Consider the following 25,607-nt stretch of genomic DNA (forward strand, 5'->3'; position numbering starts at 1 on the left):
GATGAGTGAAGAACGTAAAATGGTCTTAAAAATGGTAGAAGACGGAAAAATTTCGGTGGAGGAAGCGGAACGGCTTTTAAACGTATTGAACGAAAAAGCGGAGAAGCAAAAAGACGATCATTCAGATCGAGATGAAGCGTTAACGCCATCTGAATTTGTCGATTGGGAACGATGGGATGAACGAAAACAGTCGTATAAACAACAGTCTAGCGGTTTTAAAATATCGCAATACATCGATAATGTTATTCAAAAAATAAAAGACGTTGATTTTGATCTTAATTTTGGATCGCATGAACAAGTGAATCATATTTTTCAAGATGACACGGATCATTTTCGTGAATTGAAACTAAATATTAAAAATGGATCGATCGAACTCATCCCTTGGAAAGACAACTATGTGCAAATTGATTGTGATGTGAAAGTGTATCGCGTTCGAAACAATGAAGAAGCGAGACAACGATTTTTAAATGAGGTTCATTTCGACATTGTTGATGAAACGCTTTTATTTACGTGTGATGCTCGTGATCTGAAAATAAATGCAACGATCAACATTCCTGAAAAAATGTACGAATGTGTTGAATGTAAGCTATTCAATGGAAGTATGGTCGGCAAGTCAATCCATTCACAAGAACTGAAAGCAAAAACAGTAAATGGAAGTGTGACATTTCCACAAATATTTGCTAAAAAAGCTGAATTTGAAACGGGTAACGGTACGATTACAGTGAGCGGAGAAACGAGTCTCCTTGAGGCGGAAACGATTAATGGGGCAATTGAAGCGACTGGCTCGTTTCGTGATTTTGAGGCGGAAAGTTTTTCTGGTTCGATTACAACGCATTTACTAAGTGAAGGCCATGCATCTTTAAAATCAACGACGAGTGGAATTACGGTCGTTGTTCCAGCTCATCTCCAAGTGAACGGCGAACTATCTTCATCGATCGGAAGCGTTCATTGTAATCTGCATTCATTTGAAATCTTACATGAGAAAAAAGAACTCGCGCAACGACGATTAAAATTCGTGTCAAATAAAAAAGCCGATCAGGTACTAACGTTAGAAGCGAGTACGAAGACGGGTTCGATCACCGTGGCAGAGCAGGAGGGATAACATGTTTCGAAACTGGATCCTTTCGTTAATTGTGAATAGTGTCATCTTGCTCGTCGTTGCTGGGTATTTCCCCTCCTTTCATTTAGATGGAATTGGAGCGGCACTGCTTGCAAGTGTCATTCTTTCGATTATGAACGTAATTGTAAAGCCTATCCTCGTCATTTTAACGCTACCTGTTACTGTCTTAACACTCGGTTTCTTTTTAATTGTCATTAATGCAGCAACACTTATGATGACGTCAGCGTTAATGGGAGATCTATTTGTAATTGATAGTTTTGGTGCAGCTCTCCTCGCCGCAATCGTTATATCACTGCTAAATATGGCGATTCAAAAGATTATTATTGAGCCTTTGCAAAGAAGAAGATAGCTCAGCCTGTTGACAAACGCTTTCATTCTTTGTTGCTCGTCTCGCTTGTACTCTCATGAAAGTGGTTGTTCGATTCGAGTTTTTCCGGTGTACGTACACGATGTATTAGCGCAGACGTTGCCAAAGGACGTGGCAGACTTAGCCAGCGTCAGTTAAATCAAAGTATGATTTGCATACTCCGACGTACAGAATGTCTAGTAGGACGAGTGCTTAACGTTACCATGATCAAATAAGCATTAGTTTGGACATTTCATACGGTTATCATTGATTGTTTGAACGTGGTGTTCTTTGTTTGCGTTTCATTAATATTTACTCTAATGGTCATCGTATTGCTTTAACGCCTTTCACTAGGCGTTTTTTCTTTTCACGATTCATTGTTAAAATAAAATGAAAGGTGTAGTTCGCTCTTAAACCTGTTAAAATGAAAAAGAGTGAATTGGACGAGGAGGAAATGTGCTTTGGCAAAGGTACGGACAGAAGACTTGCTTGAGAGATTTCAATTAGAGCTGATTAGCGGCGAAGATGGACTTCATCGTCCGATCATTACGAGTGACATTTCACGACCTGGAATTGAATTAGCGGGTTTTTTTACATATTATCCAGCGGAGCGGTTGCAGTTACTCGGACGCTCAGAGCTTTATTTTTTTAATACGCTTGCGGATCATGTGAAACGAGATCGAATGAATAAAATTTGTAACGATGAAACACCTGGAGTTATTTTAACACGTGATTTAGAAGCTCCAAAAGAGTTAATAGAAGCTTCGAATGAAAAAGCTGTTCCCGTCATGCGGGCGAATATGACGACCACTCGTTTGTCAAGTAAATTGACGAATTTTTTAGAAAGCAGATTAGCTCCGACGACTGCGGTTCATGGCGTACTCGTAGATATTAACGGTATCGGTGTATTAATTACAGGATCAAGTGGAGTCGGTAAAAGTGAAACAGCACTCGAACTCGTGAAGCGTGGACACCAACTTGTTGCCGATGATTCAGTTGAAATTCGTCAAGAGCAGGACAATACACTTGTCGGAAGTGCACCGGAATTAATTCGACATTTACTTGAAATTCGTGGTGTCGGGATTATTAATGTGATGACCCTATTTGGTGCGGGAGCGATTCGTCCATCGAAAAAAATCTCACTCGTCGTTCATCTCGAAGCTTGGGATCCGAAAAAGCAATACGATCGTCTAGGTCTTGATGAAGATCGTATGAAAATTTTAGATACAGAATTGACAAAATTAACGATACCTGTTCGACCTGGACGGAACCTTTCGGTCATCGTTGAAGTTGCAGCGATGAATTTCCGTTTGAAACGAATGGGTGTCAATGCAGCACAACAATTTTCTGATCGTCTTTCAGATGTGATTGACGATGGGACATTTGACGACTTTTAACTTAATTTCCGAAAGAAGTCTCCCATCCCCAAGGAATGTGCAGGGCAATAGCCTAATGAGTAGGTGGGAGATGAATTTCGATTGGCTTTAGCTAAATGGTCTGATATCATCAGTCTAGATAGATAAAAGGATTGATATATCAATGAAATTAGATAATAATAATCATTCAGTGTTCTCGCTATATTATCATCTTGTACTGGTTGTGAAAGTATCGTAGAAAAGTGTTCACTAATGAGACATCTGATTTTGCTAAAGAGATGTTCATTGAGACAAAATTACTTTGATGGAGTGGAATCATGATAAAGATCATATCCATATTCTATTCAAAGCACATCCTAATTCTGAATTATCAAAGTTCATCAACGTTTATAAAAGCGCAAGCTCTCGATTGATAAAGAAAAATTTTCCTCAGATCAGAAAAAAGCTATGGAAAGAAATGTTTTGGTCAAGAAGTTTTTGTCTGCTTACAACAGGAGACGCTCCAATCGATGTTATAAACACATATATTGAAAGTCAACGTCAAAAGTGAGGTAATTTGATATGATCAAGCAAAATAAAGCTTTCAAATATCGCTTGTTGCCAAATAAGGAACAAGTCGTGTTATTAGTCAAAACTTTCAGATGCGTTCGCTTTGTCTATAATAAGATGTTGGCAGAACACAAAGAAACCTATGTAAAGTTCAAAGATGATAAAGAAATGCTTAAAAAGCAAAAGTTTCCGACACCAGCCAAATATAAAGATGAATTTCCGTTTCTAAAAGAAGTAGATTCTTTAGCTTTGGCAAATGCACAAATCAACTTGCAAAATGCCTATAAAAACTTTTTCGAAGGTCGTGCGGAATTTCCTAAATACAAAAGCCGTAAACACAAGCATTCTTATACAACAAATATGGTCAACGATAATATTAAGCTAGAAAATGGTTATATCAAATTACCCAAGTTCAAAAAGCCAATCAAAATCAAACAACATAGAGAAATTCCCGTTGATTATAAAATAAAGTCTTGTACAATCTCTAAAACAAAGACGGGCAAATACTCAATACGAGAAAGATATTGAGTCAGTAAAGATTCAAAAAGTTGTTGGTTTAGATTTTGCTATGGACGGACTCTATGTCGAGAGTGAACAGGGTGAGAAAGCCAATTACCCACGATACTATCGACAAGCTTTAGACAAGCTAGCAAAAGCGCAACGGATTCTTTCTCGCAAAAAGAAAGATTCTTCACGCTGGGAAAAGCAACGCCTAAAAGTAGCCAAGCTACATGAAAAGACAGCGAATCAGCGTAATAACTTTCTTCATCATAAATCAAAAGAATTGGCAAAAACTTATGATGCCGTGATCATTGAGGACTTAGATATGAACGGAATGTCCCATGCCCTCAATTTTGGAAAAAGCGTTCACGACAATGGTTGGGGCATGTTCACGCTCTTTTTGGAGTACAAGCTAAAAGAACAAGGGAAACAGCTTGTGAAAATTGATAAATGGTTTCCTTCCACAAAGAAATGTTCTTGTTGTGGCAAAGAAAAAGAAATGCCGTTGTCCGAACGTGTGTATAAGTGTTCTTGCGGCTTTGTATTCGATCGTGATCACAATTCAGCAATCAATATCAAAAATGAAGGATTACGCTTATTAGCATAAAGAACATAACTTTTGGAACAAGAGGGTTAGCTCGGTCAATTTCCTGTCGTTAGATGGGATGACCCGAGAAGCCCCCACTTCAAGCGACCCGTAAGGGTGGTAAGTGGTGGGAGCAGTTCACTAAGAGTTAGTGTAAATCCTACTCTGAAAACTGTTCGAATATAGGGGCTTGAGACAGTCTCGACGAAATTGAGTTATGACGAAAGGACACAGAATTTTCGTTCGTAAGGCTTTATAGCTTCATGTAAAGCTTCAGTGGTCCTCTCAGTAAAGGGGGAGAACACTTTTTGCTCGTAAGTTCATGAATACTATGGTTTTACGGTTGTTCATAAAAATTTTGACAATACGTAATTAGAATCGGAGTGAAATATATGGAGACAGAAATTGTCCCACTTGACCGAGTGGCATTTCAATTAGGGCCCATCTCAATTTATTGGTATGGAGTCATTATTGCAACAGGGGTTTTACTTGCACTCATCCTAGCAAATCGTGAAGGGAAGCGGCTTGGGTTACCGAAAGATACTTTCACGGATCTATTAATGTGGGCTGTACCGTTTGCGATTATCGGGGCTCGTGCTTATTACGTTATTTTTGAATGGGATGCATATAAAAACAATCCGTCGAAAATTTTTGCGATATGGGAAGGCGGTATTGCGATTCATGGAGCGTTAATTGGTGCGGTTATTACAGCCATTGTGTTTGCCAGATTGAAAGGGCTGTCGTTTTGGAAACTAGCGGATATTGCTGCTCCGAGCGTGCTACTTGGACAAGCAATTGGTCGTTGGGGTAATTTTATGAACCAAGAAGCACACGGGGGTCCAGTGACACGTGAGTTTCTTGAAGGGTTAATGCTTCCTGATTTTATTATAAATCAAATGTATATTGATGGTACGTATTATCATCCGACGTTTTTATACGAATCGTTATGGAGTTTTGCCGGTGTCATTCTATTATTGTTGTTGCGTAAAGTGAGCTTACGCCGAGGTGAGATTTTTCTAACGTATGCGATTTGGTATTCGATTGGACGTCTTTTTATCGAGGGATTGCGTACAGATAGTTTATTAGTTGGGGATACGTCGATTCGCATTGCACAAGTCGTATCGGTTCTTATCATTGTCATTGGAACAACACTTATCATCATAAGAAGAAAGCGTGGGTATTCGAAAAAACGTTATGCGGATAAGAGTAACAAATCATAGTGGATTCGCTGTTTCGATGTTAACATGTTAAAATGAAAGTTACGTTGCCTGCCAGTTAAGGTAGGCATTTCTTATATGCTTGTCGATGATCGGTTGATGCAGTTTTTCTCTTTATGAGTGCATCTGTCGCTGTCATTGTGGTTTTGTAGCTGATGTTGATTGGAATGCTGCAATCAATATTAAGCGTAAAGGATTGCGGCTGTTAGCGTTAGCATTCATAATCATGCGTAGAATATGGAATAGGCTCGATAGCTAAATAAACTTCGTATCGTTAGAACGATTGTCTTAGAAGCCTTCACCATCAAGCAAGGTGTAGGTGGTAGGGTAGTTCATTAAAATTTGTTTGTATAAGAAGTAGGGAGTTGCTTTAAATCTCGTTTATTAATTCTGTCCTGTCATACAGACGAATGAGCGGGAATAAAAATAAGGATGTGAGAACGTGAATACGCTCGCCACATTGAAACGAGGATTACGAGCAGGCTTAGAAACGACTTGGAATTTAGGAAAAATAATATTCCCCGTCACACTTATTGTCGGGGTTTTGCAACATACGATCGTCTTGGAATGGCTCATCAAATTGGTGAGGCCCTTCATGTCTTTGTTCGGATTAACGGGTGAAGCTGCAATTCCACTCGTATTAGGGAATGTGCTGAATTTATATGCGGCGATCGGTGCGATGTTAACGTTAGATTTAACCGTAAAGCAAGTATTTATTATTGCGATGATGCTGTCATTTTCGCATGCCTTGCTCGTTGAGTCTAGCATTGCAGCAAAGGTCGGCGTTAATATTTGGTTTATTGCGGCAATTCGTATCGTTCTCGCGGCATTTTCTGGATGGATCATTCATCTCGTATGGCAAGGTGGAAATGAACAAGCGAGGTACGGATTTATTCAACCATCAGGAGAGGAAATATCAGGTTCGCTGTCGATTATCTGGAATGCGGTTGAGCAAGCAACGCTTGGCATTATTCAACTTGCGATCATCGTTATTCCGCTTATGATCGGGATACAATGGTTAAAGGAAAAGCAATGGTTAGCTGTCTTCTCTCGTTGGATGTCACCATTTACGAAAATGTTAGGTATGAAAGAAAATACGTCAACGACATTAGCAGCTGGAATTTTGTTCGGCATCTCGTTTGGAGCTGGCGTCATGCTTCAAGCTGTAAAAGAAGATGGTGTGGCTAAACGTGATTTATATTTAGCATTTATATTTCTCGTCACGTGTCATGCCGTTGTTGAAGACACGTTAATATTTATTCCACTTGGGATATCTGTTTGGCCGTTGTTGCTCATCCGTTTGACCGTTGCGATTTTAATGACTATGCTCACAGCTTCAATATGGAATCGTCTTAGTTTGGAAAGAAAGGATGTCCAATATGAAAATAAACACAGTACTTTTTGATTTGGATGGAACGCTTATTGATACGAACGATCTCATTATCGCATCATTTGAACATACGTTAGCACATTTTTTCCCGAATGAAAAGAAAGAATTTGATATCGTTCCTTACGTTGGTGAACCGTTAATTGATACGTTTCGCCGCATCGATGAAGTACAGGCTGTTGACATGGTTGCTATGTATCGCAAGCATAATGATGAACATCACGATAGGCTTATAAAAGAATATGACGGGGTATATGAAACCGTTCAAGAGTTGAAAAAGCAAGGTATTAAAATTGCTGTTGTTACAAATAAAGTTCGCGATGCTGCGTTAAAAGGACTTGAGCTTACTCGGCTTGATCAATTTTTTGATGTCGTCGTTTCGTTCGATGATGTCGAAAAGGCAAAACCACACGCTGAACCAATTTTAAAAGCACTTGAGGAACTTGAAGCTGAACCCGAAACAACGTTAATGGTCGGAGATAGTCAATTTGATATTCAAGCAGGGAATCGTGCAGGCACATATACGGCGGGTGTCGCTTGGTCGTTAAAAGGAAAGGAGTTTATCGAACATCTTCAGCCTAATTATGTCATTGATCACATGTCCGAAATTATGGATATCGTTGGAGTGGCATCACGATGAGAAGGACGGAACGCTATCCTGTCAAAGGGACAAACTCTCTTTGGCAGTTGTATAAAACGGTATCCTTTTGGAAAGTGTTTAAAAATGTTATCGTCGTTGAACTCGCTCGCTTTACACCATTTATGTCATTAAAAAATTGGCTTTATCGGACCTTTCTTCGTATGCATGTCGGTGAAAATACAGCTGTTGCTTACAAAGTTGTTATGGATATTTTATTTCCAGAGCGAATTCGAATTGGAAGTAATACGATTATCGGTTTTAACTCAACAATTTTGTCGCATGAATATTTAGTCGACGAGTACCGGATAGGCGATGTCATTATCGGGGATAACGTTATGATCGGTGCAAACAGTACGATTCTTCCTGGTGTAACGATCGGCGATGGAGCTGTTGTGTCAGCAGCAACACTCGTTCATCGTGACGTTCCGCCAGGTGCGTTTGTCGGCGGAAATCCAATGCAACTCATCTATACGAAAGAACAGATGGAACAACGGAAACAAGCGCAAGAAAAGGAGAACACTTAATGGAATGATAGGAATAGGAATAGCTGTTGCCGGCTATTTCATTGGTGAAGGGTTGAAAAACTTTAAAAATCAGAAAGTAAAAAGCATTTTTGAATCGTTAGATGAGGATAACGACCACGAACTCATTCATGAAAAAGCGGAAGCTGCATTGCAAAGGCTTTCATTCAACAACAGCCAGACGTTCCACACATCGTGATTAATGGAAATGTGTATTACCCGAAAGCGAAATTAAAGGAATGGCTATCGCAAATAGGGAATAAAAACGCTTGAATCAACCTTTATTAGTGATTCAAGCGTTTTTATGTTTTTATTTTTGCTACCAGCTACGGATTGGCAACGACCCTGGCGCATCGCTAATAAAGATTTGATAAAACGGGACGGCATAAGCGACGATCGAAAGAATAATCGAAACGGTAATCCACACCGACCATTTTTCCAAAATTTTTGGTGGTTCTGCAGCTTTTTCATAAACGACACCAACCGGATATTCGATCGTTTTCTCCGACTTCGGAGATAAAAAGATTAATTTTATCCAAATGTATACAACTAAGGCGATAGCGATAAATAAAATGACTCCGCCAACCGCAATCACTTGGGTATAAGATAGCCATTTTAAACCCATTTCATGTCCACCGTAATCGCTGTAACTCGTTCGTCTCGGTGAACCTAATATTCCTGCAAAGTGCATGACGACACCCATGAGAATCATACCGACTAGCCAAAGGATACTTTGTACAATCGCAAGCTTGTTTAAATGTTTCGTAAACGTTCGACCTGTTAATACGGGAATTAACCAATACGTAATTGCAAAAAAAGTTAAAACAACAGATGTCGCAAGAGTAAGGTGAAAGTGTCCAGTTACCCACCACGTATTATGAACGACTTGGTTGAGCTGAAAGCTAGAATTAATGATACCTCCGGCTCCCCCAGGGATAAACATAAGCATTCCCATAAATGTGACAAAAAAGCGGGCATCTTTCCACGGTAATTTTTTCACCCAGCCAAATAAGCCTTTCCCACCGCGTGAACGTCCTGCGAGTTCAAATGTTGCAATGATGGAAAATGCAGTGATTAGCGAAGGGACGACGACAAGCATTGTTAAAATAACTTGGAGAAATTTCCAAAACGATTCGACGCCGGGGTCTGTTAGCTGATGGTGAAGCCCAACGGGTACAGAAAACAAGATTAAAAGAATAAACGTTAACCGTGGCAATGAACTACTAAAAATTTTGCCGCCGACGATTTGTGGAATGTTTACGTACCAATATATGTACGCCGGCAAAAGCCAAAAATAGACGAGGGCGTGCCCGAAATACCAAAACATCGTCCGAGTTAACGTCGAATCGACACGTTCGATAATTCCGAATGACCATGGAATAAGAAGTCCGACAACTTCAATAGCAACCATGATGCTCGCATGTAGCCATAAAATAATGGTCGCAATCGTCATATATGCAAATAAAGGTGATGATTTACCTTTATGTTTTTTACGCCATCGGACGTATGCGGAAATCATAGCAATTGACGCTAACCAACTGCCGATAATGAGTAATGCTAGTCCGATATAATACCATGGCGAAGCGGCCATCGGCGAGTAAAAAGTATAAAGAACTGTCCCGTCATTGGTTAAGATCATAATAAACGCTAAAATGGTTCCGATAGCCATGAAATAAAAGCCAGCCCACCCAAGTCCTCTTTCTGTCGGTGTTAATTTGCCATCTAACGTTTTTACCATACCAGAAAAGAGATAACCGACAATGAAAAAGGTAGTAAAGACGAGAGCAAGTAAGACACCATGTGCTGTTAGCAACTGATAATACGTTAACCAGCTCGGTAATGTAATCCAACCGGCTCGTTGCGATAGTTGCAACAACCCTGCCAGTCCACCAAGAAAAACAGCAAAAAACGAAAAATAAATATACGCCTTAATGAGATTCGAGTCTTTTTCTTCGAATGTAAAATTGGAGAAAGTGCTGTCGCTTCCACTAGCTTTAGTAGAATCTGTTGTCATTTTCTTTCACTTCCTTCTATGCTAATCTTCTACGATGACTTTTCCGTACATCACTTGATGTCCGATACCGCAATATTCATGACAGACAAATAAATATTCACCGGGTTCTTTGAACGTATGGGTATATTCGGTAACACGTCCAGGCTGAAGCATTAAGTTCAAGGGTGTACCTGCAATATGTAGCCCATGTAAGACATCTTTACTCGTCATTTTAAAATGCACTTTTGCTCCTTTAGGAATGGTGATCGTGTTTGGATCATAGCCAAACATAAATGAAAGCATTGTCACTTCATATTCGTTTGGTCCGATTTTTTCAACCCCCGTATTGTCAAAAGGGGGAGCTGTATCGACGAGTTCAGGTTCGATCGTTGTTTCCATTCCGTCGGGCGGATTAAGACCCATTGAAACAGCTAATACTCCTGTGATGAGGAGAAAGATGATGAGTGAGCCGATACCGATTGTTAGCCAAATTTTCTCGAGTTTAGGCATATCTTCAAACATGAGTGTTTCTCCTTCCTCGTTAAATTAACGTCATATAAATATAAAAAATGGCAAGCCATGAAAGTAATACAAAGAGGCCTACGAAAATCGTGCTAATAAAAGTCCCTTTCAAGTTTTCGTCATAAGAAGCTGTAGTATCTTTTTTGTTATCTGTTCGGTTCACAGTCCTCACCTCTTTCACTTGAAGTAAACAACAATTAGCTTGTACGAGTTTGGTATTTTTATGCATTGCTTTGTCGCATGTTTTAAAAAACGGTATTACACTATAAAAGGTAAAAACCAACACCCATAATGAGGTAAGCGGCAAGCAGTGTTAGACCTTCAAACCAATTCGTATCACCATCATTTGAAATGGCTACGGTCAAAATAACAGCAAGAACCATCGCAACAAGTTCGGGCAGTGTAAAGACGAGTGGCATCGAAATCGGCATAAATAAAGAAATGAGTACGAGAAGTGGTGCGACGAACATTGCAATTTGGATTGAGGATCCGATTGCAATTTCGACAGCGATATTCATTTTATTTTTATAAGCCATAATGATCGCTGTCGCATGCTCTGCGGCGTTCCCAACGATTGCAACGATAATCACCCCGAGAAACAGCTCACTCCAACCGAACGCTTCACCGACCGTTTCAAATGTGGAGACGAGACGTTCTGATACGTAAGCGACAGCGACTGTTGCAAGTACGAGGATCGTGAGCGATTTCTTTTTTGACCACTCAGGTTCTACATCATGGCTCGTTTCGTTTTCATCTGATTTTTGCCGATATACTCCACGATGCGTAACGAGGCGAAAAAGTAAACCTGCGAGATACAACACAATCATAATGATTGAAATCCAAATGCTTAGTGACAAAGTGTCAGTTTCCGATAATTTTATTGAAAATATTTCGGGAAAAATAAAGGCGACGATAACGGAGAAGACAAGCAATCCAGAATTATGTCTAGCATCAAAAAAATTAAATTGTTGCCGCTTATATTTCAGTCCACCGACAAAAAACGATAAACCAGCAACGAGCAACAAGTTTCCGATGACAGAACCGGTTAAAGAAGCAAGGACGATGCTGATAAGGCCTGATTTTAAGGCGAAAATTGAAATGATTAATTCGACTGCATTCCCAAATGTAGCATTTAGCAAACCGCCGATTCGTGGTCCAGTATGCAAGGCGATATTTTCCGTTGCTCGTCCCATGTAAGCTGCGAGTGCAATAATTGTTAATGCATAAACGATAAACATGAGGACCTCAGACCAACGCAATAAGCTACCGATAACGGACAATGGTACACCGACAGCAATCATAAGGAAAAAAAGTCGATTCACAGCCAACCCTCCAAACTTGGATCTCATACAGTTACGTTTGCCCGAAATGACACAATTTTATCCGATGTTTGTGTTGACTGTTTAAACTCATTTCGATAGACTACAAAGTAAATACTTTATCTTGTTAGCATATTAGCGAACTAAAGGATAGAACGGAGATGAACGGCAACATGTCTAAACCGCTAGTGTTTGAAAAACCGCTCGGTATGCGTGATACGCTGCCTGCATTGTATGAAACGAAAAAACGAGTGCGTGTAAAAATGGAAGCACTAATTCAGTCATGGGGCTATCAATTTATTGAAACACCGACGTTAGAGTACTATGACACGGTCGGTGTTGCATCGGCGATCCCAGAAAAACATTTATTTAAACTGTTAGATCAAGCTGGAAATCCTCTCGTGTTACGTCCGGACATGACATCCCCGATTGCGCGAGTGGCGGGTTCGAGTTTAAAAAATGTCGCTTATCCACTGAGACTTGCGTACGATTCAAACTTATTTCAAGCCCAGCAACATGATGGCGGGAGACCAGCCGAATATGAGCAAATCGGAATTGAGCTTATCGGAGATGGTACACGGAGTGCAGATGCAGAAGTCATTGCACTGATGATTGCCGTATTAAAAGAAGCAGGATTAACCGATTTTAAAGTCGCCGTCGGGCACGTGCAGTTTATGAATTCGCTTTTCCTTGATGTCATCGGTAAGGCTGAACGTGCGGAAGTGCTCAGGAAATTTTTGAATGAAAAAAATTACGTCGGTTATCGGGAAAATGTAAGGCAATTGGATTTATCATCGATTGATGAACGTCACTTGATGTCATTGCTTCAGTTACGTGGAGAACGAGATGTCATTGCGAGTGCACGTGAACTTACGAGCAAACAAGCTGCACTCACAGCACTCGATGAGCTCGAGACACTTGCGTCAACACTTGAAGCGTATGGAGTGGCATCAGATGTAACGTTTGATTTGACACTCGTTCGCCATATGAACTATTACACGGGCATCGTGTTTGAAGCGTATGCCGAAGGACTTGGAATGCCGTTAAGTGGCGGTGGTCGTTACGATGAACTACTTGAAAAGTTTAATCGCCCAGCTCAAGCGACGGGCTTCGGTATTCGGCTCGATTATTTACTTGATGCGTTAGGTGAAGTTGAGACAGAAGTGCCGATTACGTGTTTACTCTTTACAAGAGAGCGTCAAACAGAAGCGATTCAAAAAGCGCAACAACTGCGTACTGAAGGCAAACAGGTTGTCTTACAAAATATAGCGGGTGTTGCTGATCTTGATGCACTGACAGCCCGATTTGAAGATGTTATTCAATGTATCGGCCGAAACGGAGGGAAGGGTGAAGTATGAAAAAACAACTAACGGTCGCAATGCCGAAAGGACGGATTTTCGTTGAAGCGGTTGAACTTCTGAAAAAAGCTGGCTATAATCTCCCGCCTGAATTTGATGAATCGCGCAAATTAATTTTAAATATTGAGCAAGCGGGAATGCGATTTATTTTAGCGAAGCCTGTTGATGTCCCGACGTATGTTGAACATGGGGCAGCTGATGTTGGCATTGCGGGCAAAGACGTGCTTCTTGAAGAAAACCGTGATATATACGAAGTGCTTGATTTAAAAATAAGCGAATGTTATTTAGCTGTTGCTGGACTTCCAGATGCGAAAAAACGTGTGGCACGAAAAGTCGCAACGAAATATCCACGAATTGCGTCGAACTATTTTCGCGAACAAGGCGAACAAGTTGAAATCGTAAAATTAAATGGTTCGATTGAGCTTGCCCCATTGATTGGTTTGGCAGACCGCATCGTTGATATCGTGTCAACCGGTCGTACGTTAAAAGAAAATGGGCTCGTCGAATTTGAAAAGATGATGCCAATTACGTCAAGATTAATCGTAAACCCAGCAAGCTATCGTTTAAAAGATCAGCTTATTGATGAGATGGTGAACAAATTATCAGTTGTTATTGAAGGGGGGCAATCAGAGTGAGACGAATCGAAAAACGAGAAGATTTTAAAAAAATGCAGCGTTCGATCGAACATGGGACAGATGAACAGCTTGCGACTGTGCAATCGATCATTAAACAAGTAAGAACGTTTGGAGATCAGGCGTTGTATGAATTAACGGAAAAACTTGATCGTGTCGTTTTGTCAAAATTAAGAGTAAGTGAGAGAGCCATTAACGAGGCATATGAGCAAATCGATTCGGACATGCTTGCGATCATTCGCGAGGCAGCAGAAAACATCCGATTTTATCACGAGCAACAAAAGCGACAATCGTGGTTTGTTACGAAAGAGGACGGCACAGTTCTCGGACAAAAAATAACTCCGCTTGATGCCGTTGGCGTGTACGTTCCAGGCGGTACGGCGGCTTATCCATCGTCTGTCCTTATGGGTGTCATTCCCGCAAAAGTGGCAGGTGTAAAACGGATCGTGTTAATTTCACCGCCACAATCTGACGGGTCACTGCCCGCTGGAGTGCTCGTCGCAGCAAAAGAAAGTGGTGTCGAAGAAATTTATAAAGTTGGCGGTGCACAAGCAATTGCTGCTCTAGCGTACGGAACAGAAACGATTCAACGTGTCGATAAAATTGTTGGCCCTGGTAATATTTTTGTTGCGCTTGCAAAACGAGAAGTGTTCGGTGTCGTCGGCATTGATATGCTTGCAGGTCCGAGTGAAATCGTCGTGCTTGCAGATGAACATGCAAATCCGCGTTACATTGCGAGTGACTTGTTATCACAAGCCGAACATGATCCGCGTTCTTCAGCTGTTCTCGTTACAACGTCTGAAACGGTTGCAGAAGAAACGAGAAGAGAAGTTAAAAAACAGCTTGAATCATTACCGAGAAAGAACATTGCTCAACTTGCTATCCGCGACTACGGTGCCGTTTACGTTGCAAGCAGTTTAGAAGAAGCGGTCGATGTAGTAAATGAGCTCGCTCCAGAGCATTTAGAAGTGATGGTTGAAGAACCGTTTTCTTTACTTTCAAGTATTCGTCATGCAGGTGCAATTTTCCTTGGCGAACATAGTTCAGAGCCTGTCGGTGATTACTTTGCAGGTACGAATCATGTCTTGCCGACGAACGGAACAGCTCGATTTTCTAATCCGTTAAGCGTCGATGATTTCGTGAAAAAATCGAGTATCGTTTCGTATAGTAAACGAGCCATTAATGAAAATGCAAGTAAAATAGCAGCTTTTGCAAGATTGGAAGGGTTAGATGCTCACGCAATAGCAGTGGAAGCGAGATTGGGGGAGAAGAAATGAGTCGAGAAGCAACCGTTACGAGAGAAACGAAAGAAACGCAAATCACGCTTTTAATCAATTTAGATGGTGATGGAAGCGGTGACTTGCAGACACCTGTTCCGTTTATGACCCATATGCTTGATGCGTTTCGGAAACACGGACAGTTTAATTTAGACGTGAATGCATCGGGCGATGTTGAAATTGATGCTCATCATACGACAGAAGATCTCGGTATTTGTCTCGGACAAGCGTTCCATAAGGCGCTCGGAAATAAGTATGGAATTAAGCGTTTTGGGAATGCATTTGTGCCGATGGATGATGCGCTTGCCCAAGTTGTAGTTGATTTAAGCGATCGCCCGCACGTAGAATTTCGCGGGAGCTTGCCAACCAATCGAGTCGGTTCTTTTGATACGGAACTCGTCCATGAATTTTTATGGAAGCTAGCCCTTGAAGCACGGATGAATTTACACGTCATCATTCATTATGGGATGAATACACATCATATGATTGAAGCCGTTTTTAAAGCGCTCGGAAGAGCATTGCACGAAGCCGTATCGATTGACCCAAAAGTAAAAGGGATCCCATCAACGAAAGGAAAATTATAGGACGAGTTCATATGTTGTGGAATTGAAATGGACATAACGGAAAGATCTTTCCTGCTTAAGTAAATCTGAAACAGAGGTGGAGAGTGTGACTTTTACAATTTATCCAGCCATTGACATTCGTGGAGGAAAATGTGTACGTCTCTTTCAAGGTGACTATAATCAGGAGACCGTATACGGTGATTCCCCACTTGCGATGGCTGAGAAATTTCAGTCTGAAGGGGCGACTTGGATTCACCTCGTTGACCTCGATGGAGCGAAAGAAAGAAAACGTGTAAATGATGCTCACGTTATACAAATTGCGAAAGAGTTAGATGTGAACGTTCAAGTCGGTGGAGGCATCCGCACAGAAGATGATGTTCATTACTATTTAGAAAACGGTGTTAATCGGATTATTTTAGGGAGTAGTGCCATTCAAAATCCTAATTTCGTAAAAAAAATGTTAAAGTTCCACGGTGATAAAATTGCGGTCGGTATCGATGCGCGCCACGGTTATGTCGCTGTCGATGGCTGGCTTGAAACGTCAGAGATTAAAGCAGTTGATTTAGCGCAGGAGCTCGTTGAGCACGGGGCAGAAATTTTTATTTTTACCGATATTTCAAAAGACGGAACGCTAACGGGTCCAAACGTAAAAGCGATTGCAGACATGGCTGAAGCCACTGGCAAGCAAGTCATCGCTTCGGGCGGTGTGAGTAAATTAGAAGATTTTGATGACCTTTTACAAGAACAGAAAAAAGGAATCGAAGGCGCGATTGTAGGAAAAGCACTTTATACGAAGCAATTTACGTTGCAAGATGCGCTGAGAAAGGTGAAATGAGCATGCTGAAAAAAATTATTCCTTGTCTTGATATAAAAGACGGACGTGTCGTGAAAGGTGTCCAGTTTGTCAACCTTCGCGATGCCGGTGACCCAGTTGAACTTGCAGCACATTATGAAAAAGAAGGTGCGGATGAGCTCGTTTTCCTAGATATAGCAGCGACGAATGAAGGACGTGAAACGATGCTTGACGTCGTTCGAGAAGTGGCTGAGCAAATTTCGATTCCTTTCACGGTCGGTGGCGGTATTCGTACGGTTGAAGCGATGAAAGCTGTTATTGATGCAGGGGCTGATAAAGTTTCGATCGGCTCAGCTGCGATGAGCCATCCAGCGCTCATTCGTGAAGGTGCAAACGTGATCGGTTCCGAGAGGCTTGTTATTGCCATTGATGGAAAATATGTTCATGACGCAAACACTTGGCGAGTCTTTATTCATGGCGGAAAGACAAGTACAGAAAAATCTGTCGTGGATTGGGCGAAAGAAGTCGTTTCACTAGGTGCAGGAGAAATTTTACTCACAAGTATGGATCGTGACGGTGAAAAACGAGGGTACGATTTAGATATGACGAAGGCTGTGACAGATGCTGTTCACGTACCAGTGACAGCTTCTGGTGGAGCAGGAACGATTGAACATTTTTATGACGCGTTTACGCTCGCGAATGCGACAGGTGCTTTGGCAGCGTCTATTTTTCATTTTAAAGAAACATCAATATCCGCAGTTAAAGAGGCGTTAAAAAAGAGAGGAGTTCCGCTATCATGATGGATGTAAAATTCGATGAACACGGATTAATTCCTGCTGTTGTTCAAGATGTTGTCAGCAAAGAAGTCCTAATGGTTGCATATATGAATGAAGAAGCACTCCAAAAATCAATTGAGACGAAGCAAACATGGTTTTACAGCCGTTCGCGAAATGAACTGTGGCATAAGGGTGCAACTTCCGGAAACAAACAAGATATCGAAGACATCCGCTACGATTGTGATAAAGATACGTTGCTCGTTCTCGTCTCTCCGCATGGACCTGCCTGCCATGAAGGTACGTATTCATGTTTTCGCACTGCCGAAACGGACAAAGAGCGTGAACGAAGTTCAGATCGATTTGCCATTATAAATGAATTAGAGTCGATTATCGCAAAGCGAGAAGCGGAAATGCCCGAAGGTGCGTATACGACGTATTTGTTTGGAAAAGGCGTCGATAAAATTTTAAAAAAAGTAGGCGAAGAAGCGACAGAAGTTGTTATTGCAGCTAAAAATCGTAATCATGACGAACTAAAATGGGAAGTGGCTGATCTCATTTATCATGTGCTCGTCCTTTTAAGAGAACAAAAATTACCATTAGACGATGTGTTGGCTGTGCTGGAAGAGCGTCACCGAAAATAAAACAGTATTGCCTAAAATTTCAAAAAATGGTGGTAAATACGGTTATGTTTCACATAGGATGTGTGTTATACTTGACCACGTGTTACCCGTCCGTTAAACACGATTGTCTAAACGGACGCTAGATAATTGAAGCAGCTAGCAAGTATTCCTTACTGGTTGCTTACATCGTTAGCTTAAACATTTGGAGGGCCTTTACGGCATGAATAAACAGAGAAATGAGCGTGGCCGCTTAATTCCTTTTACACAAAATGCGGAATACTTTTTTCAGCGCGCGTTAACTCATTACCATCAAAATAACCTATATAAAGCAAAAAAATTTTTATTGCGAGCGATCAAAATTGACAATGGAGAGCCTTCTTACATTTGTCAGCTTGCTGCAGTGTTAGCCGAAATGGGTGAATTTGCAGAGTCGAATGAATGGCTCTATTATGTTCTAAATGAAGTTGATCCAACGCTAACCGAGTGCTATTTCTTTTTAGCAAACAATTATGCTTATCTTGGACAATTTGAAAAAGCAGAAGAAGAAGCGCTTTATTATTTAGAACTTGATCCCGAAGGAGATTTCGTAGAAGAAGCCGAAGATTTATTGTATTTTATCGGTTCGGAAATTCCGAAAGACTTTCAAGAGAATGCTATCATTCGTCAACATACAGAAGCTAAAAAGAAAATGGAAGAGGGTCAATTTTCTGAGGCGATTGAACTCTTCTTAATCATGATTCGAGAACATCCGAAATTTTGGGCAGCTTATAACAATTTAGCGCTTGCTTATTTTTATGCGAACGAAAAGCAATTAGCATTGTCCACTCTCGAGCTCGTATTAACGAAAAATCCAGGGAATTTGCATGCCCTTTGCAACTTAGCGTTATTTTATCGTTTTCTCGGATTCATTGATAAAAGTAAGCATGTCATTGAACGACTTAAAAAAGTTTATCCGATTCATGAAGACCATCGTTATAAGCTCGGAAGTACGTTTTCACTCCTTCATGAGCATGAATTTGCGTACAAGTGGCTATCCTCCCTCGATCGAACCCGATTAACCGATGATCTTCCCTATTATCATTGGCTTGCGGTTGCCGCATTCATGACAGACCGACTAAGTGTTGCGAAATTTGCTTGGCAACATGTTGAACGTATCGATCCTGAAGGGGAAGTTGCACCGTACTATTTGGAAAAGCTTGAAGAAGGATCTTTAATGCAAAGAAACGTTGATTATCATTATCGTGTTCCAGAAGAAAAGTCGTACTTCACTCTTTTAACGGAGGAACTAAAAGAAGATGAACGTTCCAAATTATTACACCTGTATATTTTAAGGAAAAACTTTAATGAAAAAGGTTATGAAGCTTTAATGAAGTTTTGCAATGCGCCATTAGAAGCATTGTATTTAAAAGAACTCGCGGCATATGTCATGCTTAAGCAAGCTCCTCAACTTCCTGTCATGATAAAACATGAAGGATTGGAAATGATATATAATGACGAGTCACAATTGCCGAAGTCGATTACGACTGGTGTGCGTGTTGTTGAACGTCTTCAACGAATGCTACAACCGGGTCAGTTGAACGATATCATTTATCGATTATGGTCAAAGCTATTTAAATATGCATATTCTAACGAAATGTTATTTACGAATGATAAAGGATGGGCAGCAGCAGTTGAGTATGTTGCGGGTCAAGAAAGTGAACGTACAACGCAAAAAGCGATAGCTGAAAAATATCAAGTTTCTACCGCAACAGTAAGTTATTATATAAAAAAGGTAAAAACGATCTTAGAACAATCGTGAGCAAATAAATAGACTTGTGAAAGACCATTTTATACGATAAAGGTAGTATTGACGTGTTGAGGGAGTGAGATGAAATGAGTGAAGAGAAACTGTATGACGTTATTATTGCAGGTGCGGGTCCAGCTGGATTAACTGCAGCTGTCTATGCATCTCGTGCAAATTTATCGACATTGATGATTGAAAGAGGAATTCCTGGCGGTCAAATGGCGAACACAGAAGATGTTGAAAACTACCCCGGATTTGATCACATTTTAGGACCGGACTTATCAAACAAAATGTTTGAACACGCTAAAAAGTTTGGTGCAGAGTACCAGTATGGTGATATTCATGAAATTCGTGACGGTGAAGAATATAAAACGGTCATAACTGGTGATAAACAATATAAAGCACGAGCGGTCATTATCGCAACCGGTGCAGAATATAAAAAGCTTGGTGTATCGGGTGAAGCAGACTTAACTGGTCGCGGAGTGTCTTATTGCGCTGTATGTGACGGGGCGTTCTTTAAAAATCAAGAAATTGTTGTGATTGGTGGCGGGGATTCAGCAGTTGAAGAAGGTGTCTATTTAACACGTTTTGCTTCAAAAGTGACGATCATTCATCGTCGTGATGAACTGCGTGCGCAAAAAATTTTACAGCAACGTGCATTTGACAATGATAAAATAGAATTTATTTGGAACCATACGGTGAAAGAGATTAAGGAAAAGGATGGAAAGGTTAGCAGTGTTTTAATCGTCAATACAAAAACAGGTGAAGAACAAGAGTTTGATACAAGTGGTGTTTTCGTTTACATTGGGATGCTTCCATTAAATGATTCGTTTAAGCATTTAAACATTACAAATGAAGAAGGCTATGTCGTTACGAATGATAATATGGAAACATCTGTACCTGGAATTTTTGCAGCGGGTGACATTCGTGATAAAATGCTTCGCCAAATTGTTACAGCTACAGGTGATGGCAGTATTGCGGCAGAAGCCGCCCAAAAGTATATTGAGACGCTAAAAGAAAAAGCGGGTGTATAACGACGGAAGCTAGGTCGAAGGACTTCCCTGCAAAACGTCTACTTAATCACAGTTTTTTAACGTTACTGTAACGCGTCTGACATATACATTCGGTATACTAATAACTGTGAAATTGACCCCCTTTTATAGTTATACATCTTGGAGCGGTGCGGAAGAATTTTTCCGTGCCCTTTTTTTATGAACATACTTTTTCCGTCCAACAATCTAGAGGCCTTCTGAGTGTAAACTGAACGTCTACCTCTTGTGCTCATATACCTAGTCACATTTCACACAATTTCAAAGTCTCGAATTGTTGTTGTCAATGAATCATAGTATAATTTAAATAGATTCTAAGGTTGAGGATGAAACATGATGGAAGACCTGCACGATATACATGTTGTAATTATAACTGGTATGAGCGGAGCGGGAAAGTCGGTTGCAATGCGTAGTTTTGAAGATATGGGCTACTTTTGTATCGATAACTTACCGCCTGCGTTACTTCCAAAATTTATCGAGCTCATTGAAGAATCACGGGGCAAAATGAATAAAATTGCGCTCGTGATGGATTTAAGAGGTCGCGATTTTTTTGATTCACTCGTTGATGCGATTATCGACTTAAATCGATATAAATGGTTAAAAGCACAAATTTTATTTTTAGAAGCGAATGATACGACACTTGTCAGGCGTTATAAGGAAGCTCGCCGTTCTCACCCGCTTGCACGAAGCCAGGCGCCACTAACTGGGATTCAAAAAGAACGGAGTATGCTTGAAACATTGAAAGGACATGCAAATTTAATTATCGATACGACGAATTTAAAGCCGTTAGAGCTCCGTGAGCGCATTCGTCAATATTTTATGCCACAGTCGGATAATTCTTTCATCGTGAATATGTTGTCGTTCGGCTTTAAATATGGGCTTCCGATCGATGCTGACCTCGTTTTTGATATTCGATTTCTTCCTAATCCACATTATATAGAATCTTTGCGCCCACGAACGGGTTTAGAAGAAGATGTCTCGTCTTACGTTTTAAAATGGCCAGAGACGAAAGAGTTTGTTGATAAAATGATTGATTTACTTGAATTTATGTTGCCGCACTACAAGCGTGAAGGAAAAAGTCAACTAATCGTTGCAATTGGTTGTACGGGCGGTAAACATCGCTCGGTTGCACTCGCTGAACATATTGGAAAAGTCTTTGCGAAAGACTATCACACACGTATTACCCACCGTGATATTGAGAAAGGAAATGGTTGAGTTTCAATGAATACTGAAAAGATGCGGAAGGTCGTTGTTATTGGGGGAGGGACCGGTCTTTCCGTATTGCTGAGAGGTCTGAAAACATTACCTCTCGATCTTGCTGCGATTGTAACAGTTGCTGATGATGGTGGGAGTTCTGGCCGATTGCGCGATGAGTTAAACATTCCTCCCCCAGGCGATATCCGAAACGTCTTATTAGCGCTATCGGAAGCAGAGCCCCTTTTTAATGCTTTAATGCAGCATCGTTTTAAAAATGGAAATGGTTTGTCGGGTCATGCGCTCGGAAATTTAATTATTGCTGCGATGACCGATATTACTGGAGACTTTTTTAAAGCAATTACCGAATTTAGCCGTGTTCTTAACGTAAAAGGAAAAGTACTACCTGCATCAAATCAAAGCATCGTCCTAAATGCGACGATGTCTGATGGAACAATTGTGACCGGTGAATCAAAAATTCCTTTATCAGAGAAAAAAATTAAGCGAGTGTTTTTGACACCGAATCATATTAAGCCATTACCAGAAACATTGAAAGCCATTGCTGAATCAGATTTAATTGTACTTGGTCCCGGAAGTTTGTATACGAGTATTTTGCCAAATTTGCTTGTCCCGGGGATTGCAGATGCAATTAAAAAAGCAAAAGCGAAAAAAGTGTATATCTGTAATGTGATGACACAACAAGGTGAGACTGATTCCTATTGTGCAAGCGATCACGTACAAGCGTTAACGGCTCACGTCGGGAACACACTCGTTGATACGATCATCGTAAATGATGCCCCGATCCCTGAAGACATTGCAGCATTGTATGCGTTAGAAGGGGCAAAACCAGTTAAATGTGATTTGGACAGATTGAAATCATCAGGTTATGACATAATAAATGGTACATTCATTCAATACGATAACAATTTGATCCGTCATGATATGAACAAAGTGTCAAATGTTTTATTGTCATTGATTACGTAAGGAGGGGAATGTTGTGTCATTTGCTTCTGAAACGAAAAAAGAATTGACGCAGCTTGACCCGAATGATTGTTGTGCGCGTGCAGAACTCGCTGCACTCATTCGTATGAATGGCTCACTTTCTGTCAGTAACCGAGAGTTTAGCCTTGATATTCCGACAGAAAATGCGGCGATTGCACGCAGAATTTATTCGCTTATCAAATTTGCGTTTAGTTACCATACAGAACTTCTCGTTCGCAAAAAAATGCAATTGAAGAAAAATAACGTATACATCGTACGCGTGAAACAAAATGCGCTAAAACTACTTGAAGAACTCGATATAATGGGTGAAAAGTACTTGCTTAATCGTACCGTAAATCGTGAGCTTTTTCAGCGGTCTTGCTGTAAACGCGCATATTTAAGAGGGGCATTTCTTGCAGGGGGATCGGTTAATCATCCTGAAACGTCGTATCATCTTGAAATTGCATCATTATATGAAGACCACACAATGTCTTTACGTGATATGATGAATTCGTTTTCACTTCATGCGAAAATGTTAGAACGAAAAAAAGGCTATATCGTCTATTTGAAAGAAGCCGAAAAAATAACCGACTTTTTAAATATTATTGGCGCGCATCAAGCTTTGCTTTTTTTTGAAGATATTCGCATTATGAAAGATATGCGAAACTCTGTAAACCGACTTGTGAATTGTGATACCGCCAATTTAAATAAAACAGTCGGAGCAGCGATGCGGCAAGTGGAAAATATTCGCTTCATTGAACGTGAAGTAGGTTTGGACGTGTTGCCAGATAAGCTTAGAGAAGTTGCTGAATTACGTATAAAACATCAAGATATGACGTTGAAAGAACTTGGTGAAGCCGTTCAAGGTAAATCAATTAGTAAATCTGGAATTAATCATAGGTTACGAAAAATTGATGAACTAGCTGATAAAATCCGTAACGGACAATCGATTGAAATGAAATAAAAGGAGGAAAAAAACTATGGTTGAGAGTTCGGTCGTTATAAAACTAAAATCGGGTCTACAAGCGAGACCTGCTGCACTTTTCGTACAGGAAGCGAATAAGTTTCATAGTGAAATTTTTTTAACGAAAGATGGAAAGAAAGTGAATGCAAAAAGTATTATGGGTATTATGAGTTTGGCGCTAGCATCAGGTACAGAAGTTATACTCGAAGCTGATGGAAATGATGAACAGGAAGCGCTTGAGGCACTGACAGCATTTATAAGTAAAGAGACAATATAATTAGACACGACGTCAATTCATGTGCAAAAGTACAAAGATGCCGATTTAACTTAATTTCCGAAAGAAGTCTCCCATCCTCAAGGAATGTGCAGGGCGATAGCCCAATGAGTAGGTGGGAGATGAATTTCGATTGGCTTTAGCCAAATGGTTTGATATCATCAGTCTTAGATAGATAAAAGGATTGATGTATCAATGAAATTAGATAATAATAATCATTCAGTGTTCTCGCTATATTATCATCTTGTATTGGTTGTGAAGTATCGAAGAAAAGTGTTCACTAATGAAACATCTGATTTTGCTAAAGAGATGTTCATTGAGATTGGTAGTAAATACAACATTACTTTGATGGAGTGGAATCATGATAAAGATCATATCCATATTCTATTCAAAGCACATCCTAATTCTGAATTATCGAAATTCATTAACGCTTATAAAAGCGCAAGCTCTCGATTGATAAAGAAAAACTTTCCGCAAATTAGAAAAAAGCTATGGAAAGAAATGTTTTGGTCAAGAAGTTTTTGTCTGCTTACAACAGGAACAGGAGGCGCTCCAATCGATGTTATAAACACATATATTGAAAATCAACGTCAAAAGTGAGGTGATTTGATATGAGCAAACAAAACAAAGCAACGCCTAAAAGTAGCCAAGCTACATGAAAAGACAGCGAATCAGCGTAATAACTTTCTTCATCACAAATAAAAAGAATTGGCAATAACTTATGATGCCGTGATCATTGAGGAGTTAGATATGAAAGGAATGTCCCAAGCCCTCAATTTTGGAAAAAGTGTTCACGACAATGGTTGGGGTATGTTGACGCTCTTTTTAGAGTATAAGCTAAAAGAACAAGGGAAACAGCTTGTGAAAATTGATAAGTGGTTTCCTTCCACTAAGAAATGTTCTTGTTGAACGTGTGTATAAGTGTTCTTGCGGCTTTGTATTGGATCGTGATTACAATTCAGCAATTAATATCAAAAATGAAGGATTGCGCTTATTAGCATAAAGAATGATAACTTTCGGAACGAGGAGGTTAGCTTGATCAATTTCCTGTCGTTAGATGGGATGACCCGAGAAGCCCCCACTTCAAGCGACTCGTAAGGGTGGTAAGTGGTGGGAGCAGTTCACATAATTACTTTATTGAAACGTTAACTCTAGCACTTCGTATCAGTCGTAGAGAAAGGTCGGGTGTAGTGTGCGCTTTTCGTACATGAGCAAAAGCAATGGCGGTAACCTAAAAGTTTGGGTTACTGCTTTTTTATGCACTTT

25 protein-coding genes and 3 pseudogenes are annotated in these 25,607 nt (G+C 40.3%); 25 read left to right on the forward strand and 3 right to left on the reverse strand.

The window, feature by feature from the left end; all coding sequences use genetic code 11:
- The first annotated feature begins 1 nt into the window (after position 1).
- From ABU914_RS00195 to ABU914_RS00240, 10 genes and pseudogenes are all read left to right on the forward strand, one after another.
- A complete protein-coding gene (locus tag ABU914_RS00195; RefSeq protein WP_379667737.1) occupies positions 2 to 1,102 on the forward strand; it encodes an SHOCT-like domain-containing protein in 1,101 nt (366 codons plus the stop codon).
- A 1-nt stretch (position 1,103) separates the two neighbouring features.
- Complete coding sequence (locus tag ABU914_RS00200) at positions 1,104 to 1,469, forward strand: phage holin family protein (protein WP_379667738.1); 366 nt, start codon at positions 1,104 to 1,106, stop codon at positions 1,467 to 1,469.
- Positions 1,470 to 1,927: 458 nt separating this feature from the next.
- Complete coding sequence (gene hprK, locus ABU914_RS00205; RefSeq protein WP_379667739.1) at positions 1,928 to 2,863, forward strand: HPr(Ser) kinase/phosphatase; 936 nt, start codon at positions 1,928 to 1,930, stop codon at positions 2,861 to 2,863.
- A gap of 142 nt (positions 2,864 to 3,005) precedes the next feature.
- Positions 3,006 to 3,392: pseudogene (gene tnpA, locus ABU914_RS00210) on the forward strand (IS200/IS605 family transposase).
- 11 nt (positions 3,393 to 3,403) lie between these two features.
- Positions 3,404 to 4,499, forward strand: a pseudogene (locus ABU914_RS00215) (RNA-guided endonuclease InsQ/TnpB family protein).
- A 371-nt stretch (positions 4,500 to 4,870) separates the two neighbouring features.
- Positions 4,871 to 5,698 (forward strand): prolipoprotein diacylglyceryl transferase, encoded by an 828-nt coding sequence (lgt, locus tag ABU914_RS00220; RefSeq protein ID WP_379667740.1) that lies wholly within the window; start codon positions 4,871 to 4,873, stop codon positions 5,696 to 5,698.
- A gap of 439 nt (positions 5,699 to 6,137) precedes the next feature.
- Positions 6,138 to 7,100: a nucleoside recognition domain-containing protein gene (locus ABU914_RS00225; protein WP_379667741.1), complete on the forward strand. Its 963-nt coding sequence runs from the start codon at positions 6,138 to 6,140 to the stop codon at positions 7,098 to 7,100.
- Entirely contained in the window at positions 7,075 to 7,722 is a 648-nt protein-coding gene (gene ppaX, locus ABU914_RS00230; RefSeq protein WP_379667742.1) for a pyrophosphatase PpaX, read from the forward strand. Before ABU914_RS00225 ends, ppaX begins: the two co-directional genes overlap by 26 nt.
- A complete protein-coding gene (locus ABU914_RS00235) occupies positions 7,719 to 8,246 on the forward strand; it encodes an acyltransferase (protein ID WP_379667743.1) in 528 nt (175 codons plus the stop codon). The genes ppaX and ABU914_RS00235 overlap by 4 nt, the downstream gene beginning before the upstream one ends.
- Before the next feature lie 4 nt (positions 8,247 to 8,250).
- Positions 8,251 to 8,442: a hypothetical protein gene (locus tag ABU914_RS00240; RefSeq protein ID WP_379667744.1), complete on the forward strand. Its 192-nt coding sequence runs from the start codon at positions 8,251 to 8,253 to the stop codon at positions 8,440 to 8,442.
- Positions 8,443 to 8,562: 120 nt separating this feature from the next.
- Here ABU914_RS00240 and ABU914_RS00245 read toward each other — a convergent pair whose 3' ends face one another.
- The 3 genes from ABU914_RS00245 to cax form a co-directional block, all read right to left on the reverse strand.
- On the reverse strand, positions 8,563 to 10,257 hold the full coding sequence (locus ABU914_RS00245) for a cbb3-type cytochrome c oxidase subunit I (RefSeq protein WP_379667745.1): 1,695 nt from the start codon (positions 10,255 to 10,257) through the stop codon (positions 8,563 to 8,565).
- Between the two features lie 21 nt (positions 10,258 to 10,278).
- Positions 10,279 to 10,758 carry a cytochrome c oxidase subunit II gene (locus tag ABU914_RS00250; protein WP_379667746.1) on the reverse strand — a complete coding sequence of 160 codons (480 nt, stop codon included), beginning with the start codon at positions 10,756 to 10,758 and terminating at the stop codon, positions 10,279 to 10,281.
- A 263-nt stretch (positions 10,759 to 11,021) separates the two neighbouring features.
- Entirely contained in the window at positions 11,022 to 12,080 is a 1,059-nt protein-coding gene (cax, locus tag ABU914_RS00255) for a calcium/proton exchanger (protein ID WP_379667747.1), read from the reverse strand.
- Positions 12,081 to 12,250: 170 nt separating this feature from the next.
- On the opposite strand from cax, the gene ABU914_RS00260 reads away from it, so the two are divergent.
- The 15 genes and pseudogenes from ABU914_RS00260 to ABU914_RS00330 all read left to right on the forward strand — a co-directional run.
- On the forward strand, positions 12,251 to 13,435 hold the full coding sequence (locus tag ABU914_RS00260; protein WP_379667748.1) for an ATP phosphoribosyltransferase regulatory subunit: 1,185 nt from the start codon (positions 12,251 to 12,253) through the stop codon (positions 13,433 to 13,435).
- Entirely contained in the window at positions 13,432 to 14,070 is a 639-nt protein-coding gene (hisG, locus tag ABU914_RS00265; RefSeq protein WP_379667749.1) for an ATP phosphoribosyltransferase, read from the forward strand. Before ABU914_RS00260 ends, hisG begins: the two co-directional genes overlap by 4 nt.
- 32 nt (positions 14,071 to 14,102) lie before the next feature.
- Positions 14,103 to 15,344: a histidinol dehydrogenase gene (gene hisD, locus ABU914_RS00270; RefSeq protein ID WP_379667886.1), complete on the forward strand. Its 1,242-nt coding sequence runs from the start codon at positions 14,103 to 14,105 to the stop codon at positions 15,342 to 15,344.
- On the forward strand, positions 15,341 to 15,928 hold the full coding sequence (hisB, locus tag ABU914_RS00275) for an imidazoleglycerol-phosphate dehydratase HisB (RefSeq protein ID WP_379667750.1): 588 nt from the start codon (positions 15,341 to 15,343) through the stop codon (positions 15,926 to 15,928). The genes hisD and hisB overlap by 4 nt, the downstream gene beginning before the upstream one ends.
- An 85-nt stretch (positions 15,929 to 16,013) precedes the next feature.
- The gene (hisA, locus tag ABU914_RS00280) at positions 16,014 to 16,742 is read left to right on the forward strand and encodes a 1-(5-phosphoribosyl)-5-[(5-phosphoribosylamino)methylideneamino]imidazole-4-carboxamide isomerase (RefSeq protein ID WP_379667751.1); all 729 of its coding nucleotides are present in this window, start codon (positions 16,014 to 16,016) and stop codon (positions 16,740 to 16,742) included.
- Positions 16,739 to 17,500 (forward strand): imidazole glycerol phosphate synthase subunit HisF, encoded by a 762-nt coding sequence (gene hisF, locus ABU914_RS00285; RefSeq protein WP_379667752.1) that lies wholly within the window; start codon positions 16,739 to 16,741, stop codon positions 17,498 to 17,500. Before hisA ends, hisF begins: the two co-directional genes overlap by 4 nt.
- Positions 17,497 to 18,117 carry a bifunctional phosphoribosyl-AMP cyclohydrolase/phosphoribosyl-ATP diphosphatase HisIE gene (gene hisIE / locus ABU914_RS00290; RefSeq protein WP_379667753.1) on the forward strand — a complete coding sequence of 207 codons (621 nt, stop codon included), beginning with the start codon at positions 17,497 to 17,499 and terminating at the stop codon, positions 18,115 to 18,117. Before hisF ends, hisIE begins: the two co-directional genes overlap by 4 nt.
- Before the next feature lie 199 nt (positions 18,118 to 18,316).
- A complete protein-coding gene (locus ABU914_RS00295) occupies positions 18,317 to 19,894 on the forward strand; it encodes a tetratricopeptide repeat protein (protein WP_379667754.1) in 1,578 nt (525 codons plus the stop codon).
- Between the two features lie 74 nt (positions 19,895 to 19,968).
- Positions 19,969 to 20,913: a thioredoxin-disulfide reductase gene (trxB, locus tag ABU914_RS00300; protein ID WP_379667755.1), complete on the forward strand. Its 945-nt coding sequence runs from the start codon at positions 19,969 to 19,971 to the stop codon at positions 20,911 to 20,913.
- A gap of 348 nt (positions 20,914 to 21,261) precedes the next feature.
- On the forward strand, positions 21,262 to 22,143 hold the full coding sequence (gene rapZ, locus ABU914_RS00305; protein WP_379667756.1) for an RNase adapter RapZ: 882 nt from the start codon (positions 21,262 to 21,264) through the stop codon (positions 22,141 to 22,143).
- A 6-nt stretch (positions 22,144 to 22,149) separates the two neighbouring features.
- Positions 22,150 to 23,106, forward strand: a complete 957-nt coding sequence (locus tag ABU914_RS00310; protein ID WP_379667757.1) for a gluconeogenesis factor YvcK family protein — start codon at positions 22,150 to 22,152, stop codon at positions 23,104 to 23,106.
- A 13-nt stretch (positions 23,107 to 23,119) separates the two neighbouring features.
- A complete protein-coding gene (gene whiA / locus ABU914_RS00315) occupies positions 23,120 to 24,067 on the forward strand; it encodes a DNA-binding protein WhiA (RefSeq protein ID WP_379667758.1) in 948 nt (315 codons plus the stop codon).
- A 16-nt stretch (positions 24,068 to 24,083) separates the two neighbouring features.
- A complete protein-coding gene (locus ABU914_RS00320) occupies positions 24,084 to 24,344 on the forward strand; it encodes an HPr family phosphocarrier protein (protein WP_379667759.1) in 261 nt (86 codons plus the stop codon).
- 192 nt (positions 24,345 to 24,536) lie between these two features.
- Entirely contained in the window at positions 24,537 to 24,941 is a 405-nt protein-coding gene (gene tnpA / locus ABU914_RS00325; RefSeq protein WP_379667760.1) for an IS200/IS605 family transposase, read from the forward strand.
- Between the two features lie 27 nt (positions 24,942 to 24,968).
- Positions 24,969 to 25,344: pseudogene (locus ABU914_RS00330) on the forward strand (RNA-guided endonuclease InsQ/TnpB family protein); the annotation flags it as partial.
- Positions 25,345 to 25,607: the final 263 nt, after the last annotated feature.

This window comes from Pueribacillus sp. YX66 (assembly GCF_041725775.1).
Classification (GTDB): Bacteria; Bacillota; Bacilli; order Bacillales; family UBA6769; genus Pueribacillus.

Excerpts from the sequence above, each read along its gene's own strand:
- ABU914_RS00320 (WP_379667759.1), top strand. The coding sequence starts at position 24,084 with ATGGTTGAGAGTTCGGTCGTTATAAAACTAAAATCGGGTCTACAAGCG.
- ABU914_RS00310 (WP_379667757.1), top strand. The coding sequence starts at position 22,150 with ATGAATACTGAAAAGATGCGGAAGGTCGTTGTTATTGGGGGAGGGACC.
- hisD (WP_379667886.1), top strand. The coding sequence starts at position 14,103 with ATGCAGCGTTCGATCGAACATGGGACAGATGAACAGCTTGCGACTGTG.
- ABU914_RS00250 (WP_379667746.1), bottom strand. The coding sequence starts at position 10,758 with ATGTTTGAAGATATGCCTAAACTCGAGAAAATTTGGCTAACAATCGGT.
- ABU914_RS00195 (WP_379667737.1), top strand. The coding sequence starts at position 2 with ATGAGTGAAGAACGTAAAATGGTCTTAAAAATGGTAGAAGACGGAAAA.
- hisG (WP_379667749.1), top strand. The coding sequence starts at position 13,432 with ATGAAAAAACAACTAACGGTCGCAATGCCGAAAGGACGGATTTTCGTT.
- rapZ (WP_379667756.1), top strand. The coding sequence starts at position 21,262 with ATGATGGAAGACCTGCACGATATACATGTTGTAATTATAACTGGTATG.
- ABU914_RS00200 (WP_379667738.1), top strand. The coding sequence starts at position 1,104 with ATGTTTCGAAACTGGATCCTTTCGTTAATTGTGAATAGTGTCATCTTG.
- lgt (WP_379667740.1), top strand. The coding sequence starts at position 4,871 with ATGGAGACAGAAATTGTCCCACTTGACCGAGTGGCATTTCAATTAGGG.
- tnpA (WP_379667760.1), top strand. The coding sequence starts at position 24,537 with ATGAAATTAGATAATAATAATCATTCAGTGTTCTCGCTATATTATCAT.
- ABU914_RS00235 (WP_379667743.1), top strand. The coding sequence starts at position 7,719 with ATGAGAAGGACGGAACGCTATCCTGTCAAAGGGACAAACTCTCTTTGG.
- hisF (WP_379667752.1), top strand. The coding sequence starts at position 16,739 with ATGAGCATGCTGAAAAAAATTATTCCTTGTCTTGATATAAAAGACGGA.
- ABU914_RS00295 (WP_379667754.1), top strand. The coding sequence starts at position 18,317 with ATGAATAAACAGAGAAATGAGCGTGGCCGCTTAATTCCTTTTACACAA.
- ABU914_RS00240 (WP_379667744.1), top strand. The coding sequence starts at position 8,251 with ATGATAGGAATAGGAATAGCTGTTGCCGGCTATTTCATTGGTGAAGGG.
- trxB (WP_379667755.1), top strand. The coding sequence starts at position 19,969 with ATGAGTGAAGAGAAACTGTATGACGTTATTATTGCAGGTGCGGGTCCA.
- hisIE (WP_379667753.1), top strand. The coding sequence starts at position 17,497 with ATGATGGATGTAAAATTCGATGAACACGGATTAATTCCTGCTGTTGTT.
- hisB (WP_379667750.1), top strand. The coding sequence starts at position 15,341 with ATGAGTCGAGAAGCAACCGTTACGAGAGAAACGAAAGAAACGCAAATC.
- ppaX (WP_379667742.1), top strand. The coding sequence starts at position 7,075 with ATGAAAATAAACACAGTACTTTTTGATTTGGATGGAACGCTTATTGAT.
- ABU914_RS00245 (WP_379667745.1), bottom strand. The coding sequence starts at position 10,257 with ATGACAACAGATTCTACTAAAGCTAGTGGAAGCGACAGCACTTTCTCC.
- ABU914_RS00260 (WP_379667748.1), top strand. The coding sequence starts at position 12,251 with ATGTCTAAACCGCTAGTGTTTGAAAAACCGCTCGGTATGCGTGATACG.